The sequence below is a fragment of the Acetoanaerobium pronyense genome (assembly GCF_017874355.1).
Lineage (GTDB): Bacteria > Bacillota > Clostridia > Peptostreptococcales > Filifactoraceae > Acetoanaerobium > Acetoanaerobium pronyense.
The window spans coordinates 56929-81759 of sequence record NZ_JAGGLI010000014.1 but is presented as its reverse complement, the minus strand read 5'-3'; the positions used below and the strand labels follow the sequence as shown (position 1 = coordinate 81759).

The 24831-nt window shown below is 32.5% G+C and carries 26 protein-coding genes and 2 riboswitches; of the genes, 8 read left to right on the top strand and 18 right to left on the bottom strand.

The annotated features are described in order from the left end of the window. Positions 1-114 precede the first annotated feature (114 nt). Positions 115-1053 (top strand): biotin synthase BioB, encoded by a 939-nt coding sequence (gene bioB, locus J2Z35_RS07595; protein WP_209660795.1) that lies wholly within the window; start codon positions 115-117, stop codon positions 1051-1053. A 24-nt stretch (positions 1054-1077) separates the two neighbouring features. Here the strand turns inward: bioB and J2Z35_RS07590 are convergent, their stop codons facing one another. The 8 genes from J2Z35_RS07590 to arsD form a co-directional block, all read right to left on the bottom strand. After that, positions 1078-2055, bottom strand: a complete 978-nt coding sequence (locus J2Z35_RS07590; RefSeq protein ID WP_209660790.1) for a homoserine dehydrogenase — start codon at positions 2053-2055, stop codon at positions 1078-1080. 17 nt (positions 2056-2072) lie between these two features. Continuing rightward, positions 2073-3002, bottom strand: a complete 930-nt coding sequence (gene metA, locus J2Z35_RS07585) for a homoserine O-acetyltransferase MetA (RefSeq protein ID WP_209660789.1) — start codon at positions 3000-3002, stop codon at positions 2073-2075. 18 nt (positions 3003-3020) lie between these two features. After that, a complete protein-coding gene (locus J2Z35_RS07580; RefSeq protein WP_209660788.1) occupies positions 3021-4295 on the bottom strand; it encodes an O-acetylhomoserine aminocarboxypropyltransferase/cysteine synthase family protein in 1275 nt (424 codons plus the stop codon). Positions 4296-4391: 96 nt separating this feature from the next. Further along, a riboswitch (SAM riboswitch) is annotated at positions 4392-4488 on the bottom strand. A gap of 74 nt (positions 4489-4562) precedes the next feature. After that, entirely contained in the window at positions 4563-5618 is a 1056-nt protein-coding gene (gene arsB / locus J2Z35_RS07575) for an ACR3 family arsenite efflux transporter (protein ID WP_209660787.1), read from the bottom strand. Between the two features lie 35 nt (positions 5619-5653). After that, positions 5654-6055, bottom strand: coding sequence for an arsenate reductase ArsC (locus tag J2Z35_RS07570; protein ID WP_209660786.1), 402 nt, complete (start codon positions 6053-6055; stop codon positions 5654-5656). Positions 6056-6098: 43 nt separating this feature from the next. Continuing rightward, a complete protein-coding gene (locus J2Z35_RS07565) occupies positions 6099-6434 on the bottom strand; it encodes an ArsR/SmtB family transcription factor (RefSeq protein ID WP_330623411.1) in 336 nt (111 codons plus the stop codon). Between the two features lie 8 nt (positions 6435-6442). Continuing rightward, positions 6443-8188, bottom strand: a complete 1746-nt coding sequence (arsA, locus tag J2Z35_RS07560; RefSeq protein ID WP_209660785.1) for an arsenical pump-driving ATPase — start codon at positions 8186-8188, stop codon at positions 6443-6445. Positions 8189-8206: 18 nt separating this feature from the next. Next, entirely contained in the window at positions 8207-8581 is a 375-nt protein-coding gene (gene arsD / locus J2Z35_RS07555; RefSeq protein ID WP_209660784.1) for an arsenite efflux transporter metallochaperone ArsD, read from the bottom strand. 266 nt (positions 8582-8847) lie between these two features. Here arsD and J2Z35_RS07550 point away from each other — a divergent pair, with 266 nt between their 5' ends. Further along, positions 8848-9471, top strand: a complete 624-nt coding sequence (locus tag J2Z35_RS07550; RefSeq protein WP_209660783.1) for a 5' nucleotidase, NT5C type — start codon at positions 8848-8850, stop codon at positions 9469-9471. A 35-nt stretch (positions 9472-9506) separates the two neighbouring features. Here J2Z35_RS07550 and J2Z35_RS07545 read toward each other — a convergent pair whose 3' ends face one another. The 3 genes from J2Z35_RS07545 to J2Z35_RS07535 form a co-directional block, all read right to left on the bottom strand. Continuing rightward, positions 9507-10046, bottom strand: a complete 540-nt coding sequence (locus J2Z35_RS07545) for a prolyl-tRNA synthetase associated domain-containing protein (protein WP_209660782.1) — start codon at positions 10044-10046, stop codon at positions 9507-9509. A gap of 116 nt (positions 10047-10162) precedes the next feature. After that, the gene (locus tag J2Z35_RS07540; protein ID WP_209660781.1) at positions 10163-11539 is read right to left on the bottom strand and encodes a sodium:solute symporter family protein; all 1377 of its coding nucleotides are present in this window, start codon (positions 11537-11539) and stop codon (positions 10163-10165) included. Between the two features lie 43 nt (positions 11540-11582). Continuing rightward, positions 11583-12035, bottom strand: coding sequence for an ASCH domain-containing protein (locus J2Z35_RS07535; RefSeq protein WP_245330799.1), 453 nt, complete (start codon positions 12033-12035; stop codon positions 11583-11585). A gap of 170 nt (positions 12036-12205) precedes the next feature. Between J2Z35_RS07535 and J2Z35_RS07530 the strand changes: the two genes are divergently transcribed. Beyond that, entirely contained in the window at positions 12206-13486 is a 1281-nt protein-coding gene (locus J2Z35_RS07530; protein WP_209660780.1) for a Y-family DNA polymerase, read from the top strand. Between the two features lie 3 nt (positions 13487-13489). Further along, positions 13490-13678, top strand: a complete 189-nt coding sequence (locus J2Z35_RS07525; protein ID WP_209660779.1) for a hypothetical protein — start codon at positions 13490-13492, stop codon at positions 13676-13678. A gap of 98 nt (positions 13679-13776) precedes the next feature. On the opposite strand, the gene J2Z35_RS07520 is transcribed toward J2Z35_RS07525, so the two are convergent. Further along, the gene (locus tag J2Z35_RS07520) at positions 13777-14223 is read right to left on the bottom strand and encodes a hypothetical protein (RefSeq protein WP_209660778.1); all 447 of its coding nucleotides are present in this window, start codon (positions 14221-14223) and stop codon (positions 13777-13779) included. Between the two features lie 198 nt (positions 14224-14421). Here J2Z35_RS07520 and J2Z35_RS07515 point away from each other — a divergent pair, with 198 nt between their 5' ends. After that, entirely contained in the window at positions 14422-15885 is a 1464-nt protein-coding gene (locus J2Z35_RS07515) for a protein adenylyltransferase SelO (protein ID WP_209660777.1), read from the top strand. Between the two features lie 104 nt (positions 15886-15989). Here the strand turns inward: J2Z35_RS07515 and J2Z35_RS07510 are convergent, their stop codons facing one another. The 4 genes from J2Z35_RS07510 to J2Z35_RS07495 form a co-directional block, all read right to left on the bottom strand. Continuing rightward, positions 15990-17141, bottom strand: a complete 1152-nt coding sequence (locus tag J2Z35_RS07510; RefSeq protein ID WP_209660776.1) for a methyl-accepting chemotaxis protein — start codon at positions 17139-17141, stop codon at positions 15990-15992. Positions 17142-17146: 5 nt separating this feature from the next. Continuing rightward, positions 17147-17377, bottom strand: coding sequence for a hypothetical protein (locus tag J2Z35_RS07505; RefSeq protein WP_209660775.1), 231 nt, complete (start codon positions 17375-17377; stop codon positions 17147-17149). A 148-nt stretch (positions 17378-17525) separates the two neighbouring features. Beyond that, positions 17526-17864: a CGGC domain-containing protein gene (locus J2Z35_RS07500; RefSeq protein WP_209660774.1), complete on the bottom strand. Its 339-nt coding sequence runs from the start codon at positions 17862-17864 to the stop codon at positions 17526-17528. A gap of 100 nt (positions 17865-17964) precedes the next feature. Then, entirely contained in the window at positions 17965-18699 is a 735-nt protein-coding gene (locus tag J2Z35_RS07495) for a nitroreductase family protein (RefSeq protein WP_209660773.1), read from the bottom strand. 196 nt (positions 18700-18895) lie between these two features. Between J2Z35_RS07495 and trkA the strand changes: the two genes are divergently transcribed. Continuing rightward, complete coding sequence (trkA, locus tag J2Z35_RS07490; RefSeq protein WP_209660772.1) at positions 18896-20287, top strand: Trk system potassium transporter TrkA; 1392 nt, start codon at positions 18896-18898, stop codon at positions 20285-20287. Further along, positions 20253-21695, top strand: coding sequence for a TrkH family potassium uptake protein (locus J2Z35_RS07485; protein WP_209660771.1), 1443 nt, complete (start codon positions 20253-20255; stop codon positions 21693-21695). Before trkA ends, J2Z35_RS07485 begins: the two co-directional genes overlap by 35 nt. Before the next feature lie 81 nt (positions 21696-21776). Here the strand turns inward: J2Z35_RS07485 and J2Z35_RS07480 are convergent, their stop codons facing one another. Beyond that, positions 21777-22544: a potassium channel family protein gene (locus tag J2Z35_RS07480; protein WP_209660770.1), complete on the bottom strand. Its 768-nt coding sequence runs from the start codon at positions 22542-22544 to the stop codon at positions 21777-21779. 114 nt (positions 22545-22658) lie between these two features. Beyond that, positions 22659-22852: riboswitch (cobalamin riboswitch) on the top strand. Positions 22853-23093: 241 nt separating this feature from the next. Here J2Z35_RS07480 and J2Z35_RS07475 point away from each other — a divergent pair. Further along, on the top strand, positions 23094-24080 hold the full coding sequence (locus tag J2Z35_RS07475; protein ID WP_209660769.1) for a hypothetical protein: 987 nt from the start codon (positions 23094-23096) through the stop codon (positions 24078-24080). A gap of 136 nt (positions 24081-24216) precedes the next feature. Here J2Z35_RS07475 and J2Z35_RS07470 read toward each other — a convergent pair whose 3' ends face one another. Continuing rightward, a complete protein-coding gene (locus J2Z35_RS07470; RefSeq protein ID WP_209660768.1) occupies positions 24217-24810 on the bottom strand; it encodes a uridine kinase family protein in 594 nt (197 codons plus the stop codon). Positions 24811-24831: the final 21 nt, after the last annotated feature.

Here is a 24831-nt window from a genome sequence, read left to right as displayed (position 1 = left end):
GAAAAGCTTGTTTTATATGTCTAAAGTATACTATTAATCTGTCAATTATTGAATTTTCAAGGTTCATAGGTTTTATTTGTGTGCGAAGTTTAAGTAAACTTACTTAAAGATAAAATTATTGATGGAGAACTTATAGGAAAAGATGAAGCTCTTTTACTCCTTGATGTAGATATAGATGAGCTTTCAAAAGCCGCCAACGAAATTAGAGCTCATTTTTGTGGAAATAATTTTGATATTTGTACAATAATTAATGGAAAAAGCGGAAAATGCACTGAGGACTGTAAATACTGCGCTCAATCCTCTTTTTATGATACAGCTGTCGAGTCTTACGAGCTACTTTCTAAGAAAGAACTCCTAAAGCAGGCTATATATAATGATAAAAAAGGTGTCCTTAGATACTCTATAGTAGCTTCTGGAAGAGCTTTAAATCATCAAGAGATTGAAAGAGTCTGTGAGAGCGTTCAAGAAATAGGAAAAAAATCTAATATCAAAGTCTGCGCATCGCCTGGGCTTTTAAGTGAATCTGAGTTTTCTGTTTTAAAAGCTTCTGGTGTGACAAGGATACATAACAATCTAGAAACTTCAAAAAATAATTTTCCAAACATATGTACAACTCATAGCTTCGAGGATAAGATTACTGCTATAAAAGCAGCTCAAAATGCTGGACTTGATGTTTGCAGCGGAGGAATTATGGGCCTTGGTGAAAGCTATGAAGATAGAATAGATATGGCTTTAAGTATAAGGGATTTAAATGTAAACTCCATACCTGTTAATATGCTAAATCCTATACCTAACACCCCTTATGAAAACATGTCCCTACTTTCAACAAACGAAATGCGAAGAATCATAGCAATATATAGATTTTTAAATCAAAAGGCATCTATTCGTCTAGCTGGTGGAAGAGGACTTCTTGAGGACAAAGGAAGATCTTGTTTTTTAGGAGGGGCTAATGGAGCTATATCAGGAGACATGCTTACTACAGATGGAATTACTATAGATGATGATATGAAAATGATAGATGATCTTGGCTATATAGTTTCCCTTCATGAATAAAAAGGAAACTATATAACCTTACTATTATAATTTGGATGCTACTGAAAAAATGTCACTAACCACGGCGCTTGCAGTAGGCCTTGAGCCTGCTCCTGCACCTTGGAGCATTATTTCTCCTGCATTGTCACAGCTAATACATACTGCGTTCATAGCTCCTTCTACATTAGCTAGAGGATGTTTTGAATCTATCTCTACAGGAGAAACAGAAATCACAACTTTCCCTTCTTTTTTTTCAGCCTGAGCTAAGAATTTAATTCTCTTATTACTATTTTTTGCATTTTCTATATCTGTTTTAGTTATATGTCTTATCCCTTGTTTACTTATTTTTTCTAAATCAATTTCTGTACTAAAGGCTAGCTTTGATAGTATTGCAATTTTATAAAGCGAATCGTCACCGTCAATATCAGAGCTAGGATCACTTTCTGCAAACCCCAAATCTTGGGCAGATTTTAATGCTTCTTCAAAGCTTTTATTCTCATTTGTCATTTTGCTAAGTATATAGTTTGTAGTTCCGTTTACAATCCCTGATATCTTGCTTATACTATTTCCTACAAGGGAATCATTGATTACTTTTATGACTGGTACAGTTCCTGCTACGCTAGCTTCATACATAAATCTTACATCGTTTTCTTTAGCAACTTTTTCTAGTAATCCATTTGATTTTGCAATAACTAGTTTGTTTGCAGTTATTACATTCTTATTAGCTTTCATAGCCTTAATCATATAGTCTGTAGCAGGCTGATTTCCTCCTATTAATTCTACAACTATTTTTATATCATCGTCATTTAATATATCCTCAAAGTCTTCAGTCAATAGTTCTTTATCTACATCATAGACCTTGTTTATATCTCTGATTAAAATTTTTTTTATCTCAATTTCCCTTTCAAGACCAGTTTTTTGAAAAATTCTTTCCTTTAATAATTCTTTTTTCTCTTGAAGTATATTCTTTACTCCACTACCTACTGTTCCAAGACCTAATACTGCTATTTGAATTTTCTCCACTACTACAGCCCCCCTTTTTATTTAAAGACTTTGTTATCTATTTTTTTAATATCGTACGGTGTTTCTTGATATACGCAGTAGTTTAACCAGTTGCTAAAAAGAAGATTTCCATGGGATTTCCATCTTACTATAATATCTTTACTAGAGTCATCATCCTCATAGTAGTTTTTAGGAATTTCTATAGCAAGCCCCATACCTTTATCTCTTTTGTATTCTCTATCTAATGTATCTTCATCATATTCGCAATGTCCTGATATAAATATAAATCTATTGTCCTTGGTCGCTGCTATATGAAATCCTGCCTCTTCTGATTTTGCAATGATATCAATGTCTTCTATTGTTTCAATATCTTCTTCTTTGCAATAGGTATATCTTGATTGAGGTGCATAAAAATATTTGTCGAATCCTCTAGTAAGAACACTTTCTTTATTTATTTTATTTTCAAATACACCAAATATTTTTTTATCTAAGGCATATTTATCTACTCCATAGTAGTGATAAAGTGCTGCCTGAGATGCCCAGCAAATGAACATTGTAGAGTATACATTTTCTCTTGCATAATCCATTATCTCTTTTAACTCTTCCCAGTAATTAACCTCTAAATAGTCAAGCTTTTCCACAGGTGCTCCTGTAATTATCATGGCATCATATTTTTTGTATTTGATATCTTCAAATGTCTTGTAAAATTTTTTTAGATGCTCTTCACCTATATTTTTACTTTGATAGGTTGAAGTTCTAATAAGATCTATGTTCACCTGTAATGGGGTATTGGAAAGCATTCTAATAAGCTGAGTCTCTGTTTCTATTTTAGTAGGCATAAGATTGACTACTGCTATTTTAAGAGGCCTTATATCCTGAGACTCTGCTCTTTTTTCGTTCATTACAAATATATTTTCTTTTAAGAGAATTTGTTTTGCAGGAAGGTCATGCGGCACTATTACTGGCATATTTTCTCCTCCTCAAGACTAGGATCTAAGAGCTTTATCTAAATCCCTTATTATGTCATCTACATTTTCTATTCCAACAGATAATCTAATCATATCTGGTTTAATCCCTGCTTTTATCTGCTGATCTTCTGATAGCTGTCTATGGGTCATGCTTGCAGGATGAAGTACATGAGTTCTTATATCTCCAACATGTACTACAAGGCTTGCAAGTTCAAGGGAATTGATGAATTTCTTACCTTCTTTAGCTCCCCCTTTTATTCCAAAAGATATGATTCCACTTGCACCCTTTTTCAAGTATTTCTTTGCTAATTCATAGCTTTCACTAGATTCCAAAAGAGGATAATTAATCCATGACACATTAGGATGATTTTCCAAAAATTTTGCAATCTTAAATGCATTTTCGCTATGCCTTTCCATCCTTAGAGCCAAAGTCTCTGCTCCTATATTAGTCAAGAATGCATTAAATGGACTCATAGTATTTCCCATATCCCTCAAAAAAGCCACTCTAGCCTTTACTATATATGCAGCTTCTTTAAATTTTTCAGTATAGCTAAGTCCATGATAGGTTGGATCTTGACTTGTGAGGTGCGGGAATTTTCCGCTTTTTTCCCAGTCAAATTTTCCACTATCTACTATGATTCCACCTACACTTGTAGCATGACCATCTAAATATTTTGTAGTAGAGTGGGTCACTATATCAGCTCCAAAATCAAAAGGTCTGCAAAGATATGGAGTTGCGAAGGTATTGTCAACAACAAGAGGTATACTATTTTCATGGGCTATATTTGCAATAGTCTCTATATCAAGCACATCCACCCCTGGATTTCCTATTGTTTCAGCAAAAATTAGTTTTGTATTATCTTTTATATGAGACTGAATTTCTGAAGATGAAGCCTTATGGTCTACAAAAGTTGCCTCTATCCCCATTTTTTTCAAAGTTGATGTAAATAATGTAAAGGTCCCGCCATAAAGATTTGAAAGTGCAAGTACGTGTTCGTTTGCACTGCATATTGTAAGTATGGCAATTAGATTCGCTGATTGCCCTGAAGATGTAGCTAGGGCTCCTATCCCACCTTCAAGTACTGTAATCTTATTTTCAAGTGCACCTACAGTTGGGTTGCTTATCCTTGAATACATATGGCCCTCAGCCTCTAAATCAAATAGTTTTCCCACTTCATCTGCATCATCATACTTATAGGTAGTAGATTGAACTATAGGAAGTATTCTAGGCTCACCATTTTTAGCTTCATAACCTGCCTGTACGCATAATGTTTCCTGTGAATAATTTTCCATAATTTAATACCTCTTTTCTTAATATTTTTTAAGTTTGGTGGCATTAAAAAAGCCACACTATTATAAGTGCGGCTATAGTTTCAATCTATAACACAACACTTATCTTCCAGACATAATGTCTGCAGGATTTAGCACTAGCTTTCGCCTTTGCCGGGTTTCACAGGGCCAGTCCCTCCACCACTCTTGATAAGTTGTTTTATTTGATATTTAGTTTTTTATATACTACTACAGTTTTTTATATAGTGCAACATTTTTATTTAAAGAATATTATCCAAACCAGTGTCTTGTGTTATTAGCAATTTTAACCAGTCCTAGCATTACAGGCACTTCAACTAGTACTCCTACAACTGTAGCAAGTGTTGCTCCTGAGTTTAATCCAAATAGGGATATAGCAACAGCTACTGCAAGCTCAAAGAAATTACTTGCCCCTATCATTCCTGCAGGTGCTGCTACGCTATGAGGTAGCTTCCAGGCTCTTGCCCACCCGTATGCAATAAGGAATATAAACAGAGTCTGAATAGTAAGAGGTATGGCAATTAGTGCTATATGAAGTGGATTACTTAATATTACATCTCCTTGGAAAGTAAATATAATAACTAGAGTAAGTAAAAGTCCTACAATAGTCACATTGTCAAATTTCTTTAAAAATACATTTTCAAAATAATCCATACCATGCTTTTCTATAATTAATTTTCTTGAGAAAAATCCTCCTGCAAGGGGAATTATAATAAAAAGTACTACAGATAAAAATAATGTGCCGTATGGTACAAATACGTCTGTAACTCCAAGTAAAAAAGCCACTATAGGCGTAAAGGCGAATAATAAAATGATGTCATTAACAGCTACCTGAACTAGTGTATAGGCTGCATCTCCCTTTGTTAGATGACTCCATACAAATACCATAGCTGTGCAAGGTGCTGCTCCAAGAATAATCGCACCTGCTAGATATTCATTTGCAAGGGATTCAGGAATAAGTGCTGAAAAAACTACTTTCAAGAAAAAAGCTGCTATTAAATACATTGTAAACGGTTTTATAAGCCAGTTTGTCGTACATGTAACTATTAATCCCTTTGGCTTTTTTGTAGCCTCTACAATACTTGTAAAGTCTATCTTTAACATCATTGGATAAATCATAAGCCAAATTAATAAAGCTACTGGAATAGAAATTTCATAATAGGTGAATCTACTTAATGTTTGAGGTACTATAGGTAATATCTGTCCTATAGCTACCCCTATTACTATGCAGGCTGCTACCCATATAGTTAAATATCTCTCAAAAAAACCTAGGCCTTTACCTTGATCTTTTGGATTTTCATTAATCATTTTTTCCTCCTGTATCTATTGTGTATTTTTACTTTCTAAATCTCATTATTTTCCACTCTTTTAATTAAATCTTCCACTTTTTCTTTAATTATATCTCTAGTATTTCTAAAGTCTTCTATAGGCCCTCCAGATGGATCTTCGAGTCCCCAATCTTCGCTATGACTAGATGGAACAAATGGACATACTACGTTACAGCCCATAGTTATCAATATATCAAGTTCTGCTGGAATATCAGAAAGTAGCTTAGGGTAATGCTCACTCATATCTATTCCAGCCTCTTCCATTACCTGCACTGCTCCCGGTTTTACTTCTTTATATTCTTCAGTTCCAGCAGAGTATACTTCAAGAACATGACTTCCTAATTTTTTTGCCCAACCCTCTGCCATCTGTGATCTACATGAGTTGTGTACACATACAAAAGCTACCTTTTTCTTCATAATAAGCCTCCTAATATAATTTTTTTTAGTTGAATAGATTTAATTAAATAACCTTTTCTATTTTTATACAGTCCGTATCATAACCTTTACATATGCATTCTTCCTTTGGAGAAGTTAGCGCTTTAATAAAATCCTCAATGTCATTTACTTTTTCCTGATTTATAGAGTAAAATACCCATTTACCTTCTTTTCTGCTTCTTACTAAATCAGACTTTAAAAGCATCTTCATATGATGTGATATAGTGGGCTGTGTAAGACTCAGCCCATCCATAATGTCACATGCACATAGCTCTCCACAGGAAAGCATATCTAATATCAGTAGTCTGTTTTTATCACTCAATGCCTTGAATATTTCTATCTTATCTTCTATTTTAATCACCCTTTGTTTTATAAAAGCTTTGCTAAGTTTTCCCCTTTTACCTCATCCGAAATCCACTTTATAGCTGCAAAATTACCATTTGATAATTCATTTACTTTATTAATCCAGCTTATTTCATTTCCAGCCTTTACCTTTAAGACCTTGTTTTCAGTCTTAGTAGCATAAAAGCTAGAGTTAATAATCCACCACTTTACACCAATTCCCGCTCTATCTAAATCTTCATTAAGTCTTGTAGCTTCATGTACTGGCGTTGCTTCAGCAAGAGTTATGATTAAAACCTCTGTATGCTTGTGATCTCTAAGCTTTGGCAATAGCTCCCTTACTGACTCTGGCATATCACCTTGAGATCTTTGTATTTCTCTATGATAGCTTTGAGTAGAATCAAGAAGAAGTAGAGTATGCCCCGTCGGTGCTGTATCTATTACAACAATCTCTTCCTTAGACTTTTCAATAATCTCTGCAAAAGCTCTAAATACAGCTATTTCCTGAGTACAAGGAGATCTTAAATCCTCTTCTATATAAGCAAGGTCATCTTCACTCATAGTTTCCCTAGCTTTGCCTAGTACATCTTCTTTATATTTTTCAAGCTCTTTTTCCTCGTCAATCCTGCTGATAGTTATCCCATAACTACTGTCTATGACAAAATCCAAATGAGCATCAGGGTCAGTGGTTGTAAGATGAACTTTTTTACCTTTTTTAGCAAGCTCCATAGCCACAGTTGCCGCTATAGTTGTCTTTCCTACTCCACCTTTTCCCATAGTAAAAATTACTTTTTTATTTGAATTATAAAGATCATCTATTACATTTTTTAGAGAAGGTATATTCTCTACTTTTAATATATCTGTACTTGGATTTAAAGTGTCACTATCAAAAAATGCTCTTATATTTTCTATCCCAGTGACATTATAAGGTCTTAAAGGTATTTCAAAGGATTTGATTTCTTTAAGGCCATTTGGAAGGGAATCAAGTGCTAATTTTTGCTTGTTATAAATAGAAGTGGAAAGTTCATCATCATATTCTTTAAGTAAACCATTTATTATTAAGACCTGATTTTTTATGCCTATCTCTTGAAGCTCTAAAGATGCTCTTTCCGCTTCATTAAATGATGTCATCTCTGGCCTAGATACTAGCATCAGTGTGGTTTTTTCACCATTAGCTACGTTTTCTACAGCCTCTTTATATATTTCTTTTTTGTCTTCCAGTCCAGATAACTGACCTAGACAAGAAGCACCATGGGTATTTTCGCTAATAAAATTTGTCCATGCTGAAGGTAGCTGTAGCATTCTTAAAGTATGTCCAGTTGGGGCAGTGTCAAATATTATATGGTCATATTTTTCTGCTGCCTCTTTATTAGTTATAAACGAAGAAAATTCGTTAAATGCAGCTATTTCAACAGTACAAGAACCTGAAAGTTGTTCTTCCATATTTTTAAGTACTACCTCTGGAAGCTTTCCTCTATAAGGAGCAATCACACTTTCTTTGTATTCCTGGGCCGCTTTTTCTGGTTCAAAATTTCCTACAACTAGATTTGGAACTTCTTTTATAAGAACTCCTTTATTATTAAGCTCTGTGTTAAATACATCTTGAAGGTTTGATGCAGGATCAGTACTAATGAGCATGACTTTTTTCCCTTGATCTGCTAATTTAACAGCTAGTGCACAGGCTGTAGACGTCTTTCCTACTCCTCCCTTTCCCGTAAAAAACAGATATTTAGTAAGATTAATATATTCTGGATTAAAGTTTTTGACTTTCATTAATTCAGCTCCTTTAAATTAGCAACAACCACTGTTTGGATCACACCCACCAAGTAATTCTTTTTTAGGGGATGATGCGAGTAAATCTAATGAAACTTCAAGTAATGAAGCTATTTCTTCATTTGTCGGATATTCTTTGGTATTTACAACTACCCCATCTACCATAGTGACTGGAAGAATCTCTATCCCTTGCTCTTCAAGCATAGTATTTATTTCTTTATTATCTACAAACACAGAAGGATTGTTAGTCAAATTATATCTTTCTACTATTACATCATGATTTTTCAAGTTGTTTAATACTGTTGATATTCTAAGTAGATTGGAATCTACACCTGGCCCACAAATCCCTGTAGGACAACACATTGCTGGTTCAAATATAGTCATTCTTTTCATATATATTACCTCCTATAAAGTTTAGATATGCAAAACACATAGATAATCGTCTATATATACAAATATAGATGAACATCTATGTGTTGTCAATATCTTTTCTAAAACTTTACATATCCTTAATTAAGGCTTAACATTTATCTTTAAATAAAATATTAAAATGTAATTAGATTCAATTATATATAGATTTCATTTTTAAGAATCATAATGATTTTGTCTCAAATAAAAATTATCTCTAGTTTTAAACCTAAATACAAGGAGGAAAGAGTATGACAAAGCTAAATATCTGTATCGATATCGACGGAACTGTAACTGAGGCTTATGACTGGATAGATGTTGCTAATGAGTTTTTTGGAAAAAATTTAAGAAAAGAAGACGTGGTTTTGTATGAAATAGAGAAGGTTATAGGGGTTTCCCGTGAAGAGTATGATGACTTTTATAGAGTGTATGGGAAATTGATACATTCTAAGGCTCCAATTAGAGATGGAGTGATTCCTGCACTTGAATCTATTTTTAAAAATCACTCCATTCATTTTGTTACAGCTAGGTCCAAGGATATGACATCTGTGACATACAACTGGATGTCCTTATATCAAGTTCCATATGATTCAATTTCCCTTCTTGGAAGTCATCATAAAGTAAAAAAAGCTAAGGAACTAAACTGTGATATATTTATAGAAGACAGATACGAAAATGCTATTGAGTTATCCAAAGAAGGTTTTACTGTTATATTGATTAATTGCCTTTATAATCAAGGAGAATTACCTGAAAATGTAATCAGACTTGAAAACTGGCAACAAATCTATTATTTTATAAATCAGTTTGAAAAACAAAGAAGTATTAACTCAAGTTATATATTCAAAAGCAAGAATGCTTTCATTGCGAGTGCATAAGCTAATCTAATATATGATTTTTTAATACTTACTTGTTAAATGGAGATTATTTTAGGAATATGATTGATATGTGGCAAAAATTTGCCTAGCAAATCACTTGTTCTTAATTTAATATGGCTTCTATTTGTTCCTGGGTTGCAAGCAAACCATTCTTTTTCTGCAATATCTTTATCTATTACAAGCTCTATATTATTGTCTTTATCATTAATTAGACCCATAATAGTAGCGGAGCCAGGAGATACACCAAGATGCTGCTCCATAAGTTCTCCTGATGCAAAAGAAAGCCTAGGCGCCTCTATCTCTTTTGCAAAGGCTTTGCTATCAAAGGGTTTGTCTGGCGGAAGAATCATAAGATAAAGCATGGTTTTTTGACGATTGGAAAGAAAGACTGTTTTTACAATTTCTTCTCCAAGTACATTATTTATTTCAACGCACTCTTGCATAGTTGATACTTCATCGTTTTCGACCCAGCAAAAATCAATCTTCAGCTCATTAAGAATCTTATGCACCTCACCTTCAAGTCCACTTTTCTTCTTATCAGGTGCTCCTTTTTTTATTTCACTGATATATAGCATATTTATCCTCCCATCTCAACTTTAAATATTTAACTAATTTTCTAATATTACACTAAAATACTTATTCTCTTATTTCTTCAATAATCATCTCTCATCGTTTAATCTTTTAAAAAGTATTATTTATTAAAGCTAGTTATATAAAATAGAGTTATTATAATAAAGCTACTCCCCATTCCAATATAAAGAGGGTCAATATTTACAAAACCAAATACCCCAAAAACTATAGCAAGTAAGGGAGATATAGTCATAGAATATAGCCCTGCTTTTTTTGGTACTTTATCTTTTAATATGATTATTCCTAAAAGAGGAATGAAAATTACAGTACCCCTTAGAGCCATAGATAAAAAAGCCCATTTTAAAATCAATGAATCCATATTTAAAAAAACCATAAGGGTAGTCAGAGCAAGGACTCCAATTACAGATACTCTAATAGATAGCATCTGAGATTTATCATTTGGATTTTTATTTATAATACTGCTATATATATCCCTGCTAAACATAGTACTGATTCCTAAGGTGAGCCCTGCTCCAGTTGCGACTACAGATATTATCAAAGTACCGATTACTATCCCTCCTATCAGAGGATTGAGATATTCTAATATAAATAAAGGCAGTGCCTGCTTTGAATCTATAAAGGGATGATTTACCCTCATAAACATCCCTATAATTGTACTCATAAGACCAATAGGTGGTATTAAAAGAGCTGCAATATAAGCCCCTTTTACAGATTCCTTATACGTTTTTCCAGAAAATATTGCCTGAAGATAGGTCTGAGTTGAGCATACCCCCACAACAAGTGAAAACCCTTGACCTAGGCCACTAAATATTCCATCACTAAAAATATTAAACCAAGGTTCAAATGGAAAATAATCTATAAAGCCCACTATTCCAGAAAATCTTTGAAGTACTATGATAGAGCTAAGGATAAGAGTAAGGTATAGAAGTATAGTTTTTATATTTCCTACAATACTGGATCCTAAAAAGCCACCAAAAAAAATATAACTAATGATAAGAATCATGGTAACCACTACTGAAAGGTTTTCTCCTATGGAAAAAAGAGATGTAAATATGGCTACAGATGAAAGTATCTGACCAGTTATATGAACAAAAATTGCGACTGAAGATATCAGGCTTGAAGCTATCTTAGCTTTGAAACCATAATATCTTTCTATAAATTCAGGTATTGTTGAAATTTCTGCATCTCTAAGTGGTTTTACAAGAAAGGTCCCAAGAAATATGCATCCTAGGTTTGCTCCTAGAGTAAACCACATTCCATTAAAGCCGCTTACATATGCAGCTTGGGCGGTTCCTATAGTAGATGCTCCTCCAACTAAAGTTCCCACAATTATAGCTGAAACGTTAAAACTTGAAGATTTTCTTCCACCAAGTACAAAGTCACTGGAGCTTTTTACTTTTTTATTGCTTCTGATCCCTAGAAAGGATACTATGACAAGAGTTAAAACTGTACTTATAAGATAGGCTTGGTTTTCCATATGAATTCCTCTTTTTAATCTCTAGTATATAATTATTTCTTAGTTATTTAGGATAAACTACTTTAAAGATTTGAAAAACTACTTCCATATCCTCATTAAACTCAATCCCCATATCTTTAGTCTCTTCACCAAAAAACTTTAGATGCCCTTCTCTCCAGTATTCAAGAGATTTATCCCCTTCCCCTTCTATCTCTGCATGTTCCTTGGTAATATCCTTAAAAGGAAGTATCTCTACTTTTTCATTTTCTATAATGCAGATAGGTTCTCCTTCCCAGTTAATGATAATATTTATATCACCTACTTTTGGTACAGGTTCATTTTCATATTCATATGATTTTAAGAGTGATGCTGTAGCTCTTTTTACTCCTGACCTTGTAAGCTCTGCTAGCTCATTCGCATCCTTTTCATTATTGCAAAAATGCCAAGCCTGATAAGGAGTATCCTTGTCTTTTCCCGAAAATTCAATATATTCTTCCCACATTTCTTTAACTGTCAATTTAATCCCCCCTAATGCTTTTTATTAGTCTTTTCAAAATTTTTTATTTTCTATAATCATTATACCAATCATTTTTTAAGAATTATAATAATTCAATTTAATTCTTTACAAAATATTTGTAAGGGAGTACAATAAATAAAGAACATACGTTCTTTTGAAGGGGTGATTTTATGGACATAGATTATCATAAGCTCCCTTTAAGGTATATACTATGTATAGACGTCAAATCCTTTTTCGCTTCCGTTGAGGCTGTCAGAAGAGGACTAGACCCACTTGATGCCTACATCATTGTAGTTAGTGATTTAAATGTACCTGGAGCAGTAATATTAGCTAGCAGTCCTAAAGTAAAATCAGAATTTGGAATAAAAACTGGCAATAGACTTTTTGAAGTACCTAAAGACGAAAAACTCATTCTTGTAGAGCCCTCTATGCAGCTTTATCTTGACATAAATCGCAAAATTCATAAGATTTTTTCTGACTTTGCAGCTGACGAAGATATACTTGTATATAGTATTGATGAAGCTTTTATAGATGTGACTTCAACGATGAATATTTTGGGTAATCCATGGGAGATAGCTCTTTTGATTAAAGAAAAAATAAAAAAAGAGCTAGGACTTGTAGTAACAATAGGCATAGGTGACAATCCGCTCCTAGCAAAGCTAGCTCTTGACAATAGTGCAAAGTCCAAACAATCTCAGATAGCATATTGGAGCTACGGCACGATTCCTCAGACAGTTTGGAAAATAAAAAAACTTACTGACTTTTGGGGAATTAATAAAGGATATGAAGAGAGATTGAGTAAACTTGGAATAAACTCTGTGTATGCACTTGCTCATTATCCAAAAGAAATTTTATATGAAAAATTTGGAATAATAGGTCTACAGCATTTTTATCACGCAAATGGAGTAGACTATACTCTATTATCGGAGAGAATCAAACCTAAAACCCACAGCTATAGCAAGGGTCAAGTCCTTCCACATGATTATAACAATAAAAATGAGCTTCTTATAATATTGTCTGAAATGGTAGAAGAAGTCGCCAGTAGGCTTAGAAAAAATAATATGGTTTGCAAAGAGATTCACCTTTATGCAAGACTTTCAAAATATGAAAATGAAAAGAGTTTTTCAAAAAGCAAGGCTATTGCTCCAACTTCCTCATCAAGCCACCTCAAAGATGAATTTATAAGTATTTTTAACGCTGCTTGGAAAAACGAGAGTATCAGACAGTTTAATATTAGTTGCAATAAAGTGGCTGATGACTATTATGAGCAACTGGATTTATTTTCATCTTTAAAGGATGAAAAGTATAAAAAGCTTGATGATGTTCTTGACTCAATTAAAGGAAAGCATGGAAAAACATCAGTATTTAAGGGATATAATCTAATGGATGGCTCCACTTTTTTTGAAAGAGCAAAAAAGGTTGGAGGACATACTGGAAAAACGGAGGTTTAATTTATGGATATCAAATGGGAAAAACCAAGAGATTATGACAGAAAAAACATGCTATATCCAGATAGAAAAATGATGAAATATCAGGGAATGCTCCTTTCAGACCATAGTGAAAGAATAAAAGACGATAAGAAATATGAATCTTCTAACTCTGCTTCAAATGAATATGAGTATATAGAAATCCCAGACATATAATAAGGAAAGGAATTGAAATTATTAATGCAGAATTTGTTCAAACATTAAAAATCAGCCAATAGCATGAATTGGCTGATTTTTAATGTTTGAGGTAATTATTATTTACCTATCAAGATATCATAAGGATAATTTTTGTAAATCATGGATGTCTTAGAAATATTAGATATTTTATCGTTCAAGCTCATAAATCCTCTTTTACCATAAAAATCATTTAATTTTTTAGATATGTTCTGATAGCTTTTTTCCCCTTCTTCATCTTCATATTCCATATGTGAAGGTTCAGCACTTAGAGCTATAATTTTATCAAAATGAGTTTTACAAAACTGAGACAAAAGAGAAGTTGCTTCTCCGGTTCCCCTTCCCTTTGGCGCTGTATACATATAATCTATAACTACAATCGGAAATGATTCTCTCTTTTTATCCATAAATTCTCTGATTCTAATCAAAAGTTCCCCTTCTTTTTCAGTTATATTTCCAATGTCTTCAATAGAAAAAAGCCTGTAGTCCAAAAATGTGTCTCCTTGCTTTATAGTTCTAGTTTTCAATTGCAATCTCCCCCTACTTTTTTTATATTAAATATACTATATTCGAATTATTAAATCAATTTTATCTTACTTTTAAATACAAAGTTATAATATTTCCTTGAAGGGTATAACTTATTAATAGAAATTAAAGAATACAGATGGAACTCTTAGTTGACTAATATGATTTACATTAAATAATGATTTAGAAAGGATATTATTATGAAAAATATTTTAAATAATATAGATATGGGATGGAATTTTGACAACAGTTACTTATCCCTTCCAGACAAGCTGTTCACTAAAATCAACCCTACTCCTGTAAGTAGCCCAAGTATAGTGCTTTTAAATTTCAATCTTGCAAAAAAACTAGGACTTAAAATAAATGATTTGGATTCATTTGCTCTTGTCGCATCAGGAAATTTGGTTCCAACTGATTCTTCCCCTATTGCTCAGGCATATGCCGGCCATCAGTTTGGAAATTTTACTATTCTTGGAGATGGAAGAGCTATACTTTTAGGCGAACATATAGACCCTTCATCTGAAAGATGGGATATACAGCTTAAAGGCTCAGGCAGAACTCCATATTCACGGGGAGGGGATGGAAGAGCTGCTCTTGGTCCTATGCTTAGAGAATATATAATAAGCGAAGGAATGAATGGTCTTAATATCCCAACTACAAGAAGCCTGTCAGTAGCTCTGACTGGAGATTCAGTAAAGAGAGAAAAATCACTTTCTGGCTCCATACTCCTTCGAGTAGCTTCAAGTCATATTAGAGTAGGAACTTTTGAATATGCTTCTCTTAAACTTTCTAATCATGAAAAAAAAGCACTTCTTGATTATACTATTGATAGACATTTCCCAGAGTGCTGGGAAGATAAAAACCCATATATCTCTTTTCTTGATAAGGTGATTTTAAGGCAGGCAAAACTAATTGCAATGTGGCAAAGCGTAGGATTCATCCATGGAGTGATGAATACCGACAATATGTCTATAAATGGAGAAACTATAGATTATGGTCCCTGTGCTTTTATGGATGAATATAACAATAAAACAGTTTTTAGCTCAATAGATTTATATGGAAGATATGCATATGGAAATCAACCATATATTGCTGCTTGGAATTTAGCTAGATTTGCTGAAACTATCATTGAGTTTTTAGATAATAAAAAAGAAACAGCCATAGAAATAGCTCAAGCTCGGGTATCAAGATTTTCTGAATTATACAGTTCATACTATCTTGAAATTATGGGAAGAAAAATAGGTATTGATAAAGTAAAACCTTCAGATGAAGTGCTGATAAAAGACATCCTAAAAATAATGGAAGAGACAAAATCTGACTTTACTAATACTTTTTTAGACTTGACCTTCGAAAGACATAGCGAATCCAAGATTTATACTCATCCTGATTTTAATACATGGAACTTGAGATGGCTTGATAGGCTTAAAGAAGAAAATAGCTCTAAAAAAGATACTATATCCCTAATGAAAAAAAGTAACCCTGCTGTCATCCCTAGAAATTATTTTGTTGAAGAAGCAATAAAAGACGCTACTGAAAATCAAAACTATTCGAAAATCTATAAACTTATAAATGCTATTTCAGATCCATATAGCCATGATGATTATAAGAAAGAGTTCGCCTCTCCTCCATTTGGAAAAAATTATAAAACTTATTGCGGAACTTAGCTTAAAGTGTTTTAAAAATAAAGTTTTGTAATAAAAACTCCCTATGCTGTAAATTGATTTTTGCTAGCATAAGGAGTTTTTTATTTTATATGTATGAATCTAACTTAATTGTTTATATTTTTCTTAATTTCATCAAGATATCTGAATACTTCCTTGGAATATCTATCCATTTCTAATAGATAATTATTAGCGCTTTCCATATCTTTTGATTTATATGATTCTACAGATTTTTTTGCCACTTCATGAAGTGATATATGAGGTTTTTCCATTTCTCTAAACGCCTGTATATGCTGCAAATCTTCACAGTCTATACCATAATACCACTTACCAAGTCTACAACCTTTATAATCTGCCACTTTGGCACAGTCAACCACCTCATAATGAAGAAGCATATTGTATACTCTCCACCTCCAAAGTAGATGATCTACTTTATATATTTCTATTTTATCTTTATTGTTAAGACAATTGCTTGTATTTATCATATTTATTCTCAAAGAATCTACATCTTTGCTTAAATCAAATATTTTTTCACCTATAGAATTGCATTTCAATACTATATCCTCAGATTGAGATGCTATTTCGCTAGTTCCATTTGCAAAGGTTTCTATAGCCGCTGTCTGCTCTTGAGTATTTGCTGCTACTTGAGTAACTAAATCACTCAGTTCTCCTACAGAAGATCCTATTTTCTCTATTGAAACTAGAGATTCATCTACAAGAGAGGTTCCAGAGTGTAGTTGAGATGTCGTATTATTTATACTCGATACCGATGCATCTATAGAAACCTGAAGCTCTGCAACATTTTTTTGAATATCATCTACTGAATGTTTAGTGTGCTCTGCAAGCTTTCTTACTTCATCAGCTACTACTGCAAACCCTCTTCCTGATTCTCCAGCCCTTGCCGCTTCTATTGCCGCATTGAGTGCCAGTAAATTCGTCTGATCTGCAATCCCTTTTACTATATCTACAATCTGATTGATTGTTTCAGTTTTTAGTTTTACCTCAGCCATCATCTTGTTTACATCTTCTACCTCATCGAATGAGTTTTTAACAAAATCCATTGCTTTAGAAATATTTTCCGAGCCCTGCTTTGCTATCTTATAAACTTCTGATGACATTTCAGAAGCTTTTTGAGTCATTTCGGCTACATCTTCAACTGAAGCAGAGAGCTCTTCACTGCTGGCTGACATAGCCTGGAGCACCTCTGACTGGTTTCCTATCCCCTCTACCATAGTCTTAATTTCAACCATCTGTACCATATTTTCTAGTATATTATTAATGTGAAGAAGTTCTTCTTTTCTTGATAAATTTTTTTAATTATTTTGTTCAATAAATCTCTGATTTCAAGGTCTGATATTTCATCTTCCGATACAAGTTCTGCTCTACCTTCAGCTATTGTAGCAAGCACGGACTTAAAATCTTGGCTTTCAACTTGTTTTTTTATAGCAATACTTTCTTTATCCTTTTGTCTTTCTCTTTGAGAAAAAAAGGCCATAATTTTACCCCCTACTAGTATGTATTAAACATTACATATTATTTTGTAAACTTTTTGTAATATTTTAAATATACTACCAAGATAAAAAATAATCAACTTATATTTTTAGAAGGTAAGTATTTATTTTTTATAAATAAAATATGGATATTTATTTTTTCTTTAAATTTATAGCATCTTTTGTTTTTCCTTTTGCAGAGCCGTGTGTGTAACCCATTACATCAAAATGAATGGCTAATTCATGGGCAAGCTCTTCATAACCTTCATATTTTCCCCTTAGGCATGTAGAAAGATGAACTGTATCTACTCCGCTTTTTTTAAGTTTTTCTATTTTGTGCTGAATATCTCCACCTACATGAGTGAATCCTAGGATTTCTGCTTCAGGCCCATACTGAGAAAAAGCATCTATTCTTTTGAAAAATGCATTAAAGCATCCCTTCCCTGTGCATCTTTTCATTGTATCTTCATTTACTAAAATTGCTATTTTCATTGATTACCTCCGTTTAACTGATTTTAATTACAATTAAATATTAACAGAGGGTGAATCTATATTCTGTGATAAATATTACAAATTATATGGAAGTATTCCTTTAAAGCATAAATTTTTTAAGATATATTTCAGCAGACCTTGTCATTTCTTTGGAAAATTCTGACATATATTTCCTATTGCAAAATTTTTCCATAAAATCATCATAGTTAAAGTCCTCTTTTGTGGATTGCTTTTCAAACATTTTTCTAGTCTCTTCTTCTGTCAATCTTCTATATGAGTTCTCATGAACCATATATTCCTTTTCAAACCTTTTTGGCTTTTCCCTATCAATTTGTTGTTTTGTTGGATATCCATAAACAACCATAGATATAGGAATCACATAATCATCCAGTTCAAGAAGACTTATATGTTCCTCTGCGTTTTCAAGTATATCTCCTATATAGCAAGATCCTATCCCTAATGATTGAGCTGCCACTACAGTATTTTGAGCTGCAATAACTGCATCTTGCATTGCAAGCAAAATATCCCCTGCTCCAGGATTTCTTGGCTGTAGCCCTGCAAATGTATATGCATCAAACCATTTCCTGCAATCTGCTATAAATATAAGTACCATAGGAGCTTTAGCTATAAAAGGCTGGTTATCACAGGTTATTGATAACCTATCTTTTAATTTCTGGTCAGTTACATCTATTATGCTGTAAAGCATTTGATTACCAGCTGTAGGTGCCTGAAAAGCTGACTGTAGTATAAGTTCTTTGATATCCTTTGAAATTTCCTTTTCTTCAAATGCTCTGACGGATTTTCTTTTATGTAGCTCTTCTATAGTTTTATTCATAATATGCCTCCTAAATTAAAGTAATTCAAATTATTTTAATGGGTTTTAAATATTATTCATATTTTATCATAAAGTATTTATTATACTTAGCATTAATTGGGGAAAAATGTTAGAATACTGATAGATGTGCTTTTAATATTATAAAAATAAATCTGTGCCCTATTTTAGGGCTATATATATTTAAGGAGGATTTTCAATGTATATCATAATTGTTGGTGCCGGAAAACTTGGTTATCAACTTTCAGAAATGTTTTCTTTAAAAGAGAATCATGTAGCTCTTGTGGATATAAATGAAGAGGCTCTTTTAAAAGCAAATTCTAGTATAGATTTGCTTACAGTGAATGCTAATGGTATGAATCTTAAAGTTCTAGAAGAGCTGAATGTTAATTCTGCTGATATGCTAATTGCCGTAACAAGCAAAGATGAAACAAATATGCTTATTGCTAATTTAGCGAAGAAGTTAGGTTGTAAAAAAGTTATAGCCCGCATACGAAATCCAGAACATACTTCCCAGATTAAATTTTTAAAAGAACATCTTTGTATCGATTATGTTTCAAATCCTGAACTTGAGGTTGCAAAAGAAATTGGAAAAAATATACTAAAATCAGAAGCAGTAAATATGGAAGATTTTGCCAAAGGAAGAGTTGGAATGTTTGAGTATAAACTAACCTCTTCATCCGAATGGATAAATCATCCTTTGAAAGACTTGACTCTTCCTAAAAGATCTCTAATCGTAGCTGTATTAAGAGATGGAAAAATGACAATCCCAAATGGATTTACGGTTTTAAATGAAGGGGATATAATATATCTCATTGGCGTAAAAGAGGAGCTTGAAAAACATAGTAAAAAAGAGCTTCAATTAACTCCTCATAGAAAGACTCGAAGAGTAATGATACTTGGGGGAGGAAAAGCTGCTTTTTATCTCTCCAAAATGCTTATAAAATCAGGTGTCGTTGTAAAGATTGTAGAGAGAGATAAAGAAAGATGTAAAAATTTAGCCCAAACTCTTCCAGAAGCTCTTATAATTCATGGAGATGCTACCGATATAAATTTACTTATAGATGAAGACTTTGGTGAAATGGATGGACTTGTTTTATTCACGGGCTTCGATGAAGAAAATATATTGCTATCTATGGTTGCCAAAAAGCACGGCGTTCCTAAGATAATAACAAAAGTAAGCAAACCTAATTACGTCAACATAATAGAAGAGTTGGGACTTGAAATGGCAATAAATCCTGTTCTTATATCTGCTGCTGGAATTATGAGATATGTTCATGGTGGTAGACTTCTCTCTATTTCTATGATTCTGGGTGGACATGCCGAGGTAATGGAAATAATTGCCCAAGAAGACTCAAAAATAGTAGATAAGCCTCTTCACAAGCTTAATATTCCAACTGGGATTATAATAGGAGCAGTTGTTAGAGGTGGGAAGGTATATATACCAGATGGAAACACTATAATCCACCCTGGAAATAGAGTTGTAATTTTTTGTCTGAAAGAAGAAACAAGCAAAATAGAACCATTATTTTATAAGACTAAGCGAGGAATCTTAAATGAATTATGGCGTGGTAATAAAACTCATAGGTAATCTCTTGATGTTTGAAGCAGTTGCTTTGGTTGCACCATTAGGAATTTCTCTATATTACAATGGGCCAGATAGAAATGCATTTATCTTTACTATTTTAATTTTACTTTCACTGGGTTTCTGGCTTGCTAAAATTCCTATCAAAAGCAAGAGAGTTAAAACAAAGGAAGCTATAACTATAGTTACTATAGGCTGGATTTTTGTAACAGCCTTTGGTGCACTTCCCTTTATGGTTTCTGGAGCACTCCCAAGTTTCACTGATGCTTTCTTTGAAACTGTATCTGGACTTACTACTACAGGCTCTACTGTTATAGATGATATAGAGATACTACCTAAAGGGATAATATTTTGGAGATCTTTTCTTCACTGGCTAGGCGGAATGGGAATTCTAGTTCTTGCACTTGCTATAATGCCTACAATTGGAGTTGGAGCTTTTCAAATATTCAAAGCTGAGACCACTGGCCCTGTTTCAGATAAAATAGCGCCTAAACTCAAGGATACAGCAAAAATACTCTATACAGCCTACCTTGGAATGACTGTAATACAGACAGTATTGTTAATGCTTGGAGGCATGAGCTTTTATGAGTCCTTGATTCATACTTTTGGAACTGTCGGAACAGGAGGCTTTTCCACTAAAAATGCAAGTATAGGTGCTTTTAGTAGCTCATATATAGTTATGGTTATTGGCATATTTATGGTTCTTTCAGGAATCAACTTTTCTCTTTACTATGATCTATATAAAGGAAGATTCAAGCATTTTTTCAGAAATATTGAACTTAGAGTATATCTAGGAATTATTTTTGTTTCTACTATACTCATAGCTATAAATATTTCATCAATGTATGATTCTCCACTTGAGAGCCTAAAACATTCTTTCTTTCAAGTTGGCTCTATAATTACAACAACTGGATATTCTACTGTTAACTTTGATCTTTGGCCTTCTTTTAGCAAAGCAATACTATTTTTCCTAATGTTTGTAGGAGGAAGTGCTGGTTCTACTGGAGGATCTATAAAGGTAATACGTATTGTAATTTTATTTTTACTTGTAAAAAGAGAGATTACAAAGCTTCTTCATCCAAGAGCTCTCATTCCTATACAACTAAATGGAAGGATGCTGCCTAGTGACGTGATAGCAAGTGTTACTGGATTCTTTTTTCTATATGTTCTCTTGTTTGCCGCTGGAACTATACTCCTATCTTTGGAGGGCATTGATTTCACCTCAGCTGCAAGTGCCTCTGCAGCATCAATAGGAAATATAGGTCCTGGGTTTGAACTAGTTGGTCCAGCTAATACATATTCCTTTTTCTCTAATCCTAGTAAATGGCTGATGTCACTTCTTATGCTATTTGGAAGACTAGAGCTATTTACTATATTTATACTATTTACTCCTCAGCACTGGACGAGAGACTAATTTAAATAATTAAATTCAAATGTATTTAAAAAGAAGATGTTTTCCTTATTTAATAGGATTCATCTTCTTTTAATTCATCTATCATATTCTGCCTTTATTTTTAATATCATCTCTTTTAAATTTGATAAATTCTATATATTTTTTCACTTCTTCAACTTCTGCTATACTGAGCCCATTTAATATATTGTCTTTTTCTTCAAATGTATTTTCTTTGTATTTTTTTCTCATCCCTACTATATATGTCGCTGTAGTTCCTGTAAATGCACCTAATACTGCGACTCCACTAATCATGAGTATCACAGCTATAAACTTCCCAAGACTTGTCTGAGGAGAAATATCTCCATATCCGACGGTAGTTATAGTAACAACACTCCACCAAAGTGCATCTTCAAATCTGTTTATAGAATACCCTCTTTCTGCAAAATAAATTCCTACAGAGCCTATTAAAATAACTGTAATCATAAATAAAAATACATACACAACCTTATGCTCATCAAAGAATTTATTTATTACATTTTTACCCTTACTCATAACTGATATCAGTCTAATAAATCTAAGAAGCCTAAGCACTCTAAGGGCTCTAAATTGATAAACAGGAAGAATGGATAATAACTCTAAAAAGTTTTTTGAAAAATACTCCTTCTTATTCTTACTTTTCAGTAGTCCTAGAACGTAATCTATGGCAAAAATAATTAAAACTGTAGAATCAATAAAAAGTAAATATGGATTTCCAGTAATATTAATTCTATTTAGTAAATCAAGAATAATAAGTATCGATGAAAAAATAGATATATATGGAATTATTAGCTGTAGCTTAATATGAAAACTATCTAATATATCTTTATTCATAATTTCTCCTTTGATTCATAAGAATTTGAGTTTTGTTCTTAGAATTTTAGTATAACATTATTCAAAAGCCATTGACAATTATTCCCTTTAGAGCTTATAATCAAATAGTAAAACTTAATAAAAAGCAAACTAGGTTCGAATTTTCAATTAGAAAATTTGATTAAAAGAGAAGTTGGGTGTAATTCCCACGCGGTCCCGCCGCTGTAAAAGACGAGTCTTACTCTAAAGCCACTGGGTTTAATTCCTGGGAAGGCGAGTATAGATGATGAAGCTTGAGCCAGAATAACTGCCTATTTGATAACCAATACTCTACGAGCGATAGAGGGTGATTATAAAAATTGATATTTTTGTATATTACACTCCATTTCTTTTGTAGACAGGGGTGTTTTTTTATGTCCTCCCATGAAACCAGTTTCAAAGTCTTACTCTCTTTGGGACCTCGACTCTGGTTTCATTTTTTTATTTTTTGTAAATCTTTATTCAGTATTTAATATTATACTAAATATAATTGGGAAAATATAAAAATAGAGATAACCTGGGGGTACTAAAATGGAAGACTCAAAAAGGAACACTGAAGACTTTAAAACTTTGCAAGATTCAAAATACAGCATATCAAAATATATTGAGTTTATAGGATGGGGCTTTGGATTTCTAACATTCGTCATGCTTCTTGGAGAAAGATTTAACTTGATTATGCTTGGATTTTTTATAATTTCATATGTTTCTGTATTTTTGTTAAGCCCTGTAGTGGCTATTTTTGAAAAAAGCAACGGAGAGTACATAGATTTTTTTGATAGTTTTTTAATAGGTATCAGAGGTCTTCTTACTATTTCAGGAATTGCCGCTTTTTATATGATATTTATATCTTTAGATTATGATATTTATTTTAGCTACTGGATATTTCCACTTTCTTTTTTATTTTTGATATCAATGGAAACTGTTGAAACACTGCTAAGAAAAATTTTAAATATAGAAGATAAAAGTGATAACCTAAAACATGAAGATGAATTTGAAAATGAGGAAAAAAGCTTGTGGCAGAGAACAAAAAATCTTCTCTATATAGTAGTAACTGCAGGTCTTTTATACCAGCAATATTACGAGCCAGTCCTCATTCTTAATGAAGGAGATATTGTAGCGCCCACTTCGATTTATGTAAGCTTAATAAAAAAAGATGAAATAAACCGTGGAAGTATATGGAATTATAAAGACTCCCAATCACTTATAGAATCTGACGACTCTTATTTAATAGAAAATCTATGGTCTGATGTCACTGAATCTGGTATAAAAAAGCTTAGATATGGAGAGCTTATAAACTATCAAAAAATGCAAAGAACTTATGATAGCTACTACTCTATACTTTTACTTTATGACGAAAATATAAGAACGAATACAGGCAGGGAAAATAGAGCTGAATATATTGATATTTATCCCAATGGCAATGTATATCTATTAAAATATAATTCTAAAAATTTTAAAACAGAAATATTTCCAACAAGCCTCTCTGAAGACACATTAAAATCTCTTGGTATAAATTGATTTATATTTAAATACCTAAAAAACACAAAGACAGATGCAATTTCTCCATCCATCTTTGTGTTTTTTGTTGTAAATAAAAGAAAGTAAATTTTAATTTTATAAGGATTATTTCTTCTTGAAATATTTTATTAAGCCCTCAAAAAAAATTTGTAGTATCAATAATCAAATCACATTTTGAGCTAAGATTATAAAATGATATATACTTTTCTTCTAAAGGAATCCAAATATCCTCAAATCTTTTGGCTCCATCTTCATTATTTCTTTGAATCAGTCTCTTCATTTGATTATCTTTTGAAACTGTCATAAATACAGTAAAATTATAGTTTTCATAAAGCTCTTTAGTCATGCTATATGCCCCCTCCACTATATTTATTTGTTTTGGAAGCATGATTTTTTCATCTGAAAAATCTTGTGTAAAGCATGAAAATGGTCTATAGATAACAGATTCCTCATTTTTAATAGGAAAAATAATCTCCTCTAAGAATCTCTCATGATGAATGTTTCCGCCTAGAATACTCAATCTTTCTTTTGTTCTTATGCTATTTGGAAGATAAAAATCATCTGTGTGGAAAAGATTTCCATCTACTACACTGCAAAGCTCTTTTGCAAAGGTGCTTTTTCCGCTTGCACACCTTCCATCTATTGCTATTATTATAGGTTTTTCTTTTGAAAGCTTTTCTATTTGATTTTTTATTATATCTATAAAATATTGTGGATATTTTTTTTCCATTGAATTGGTTTCCTTTTTAAA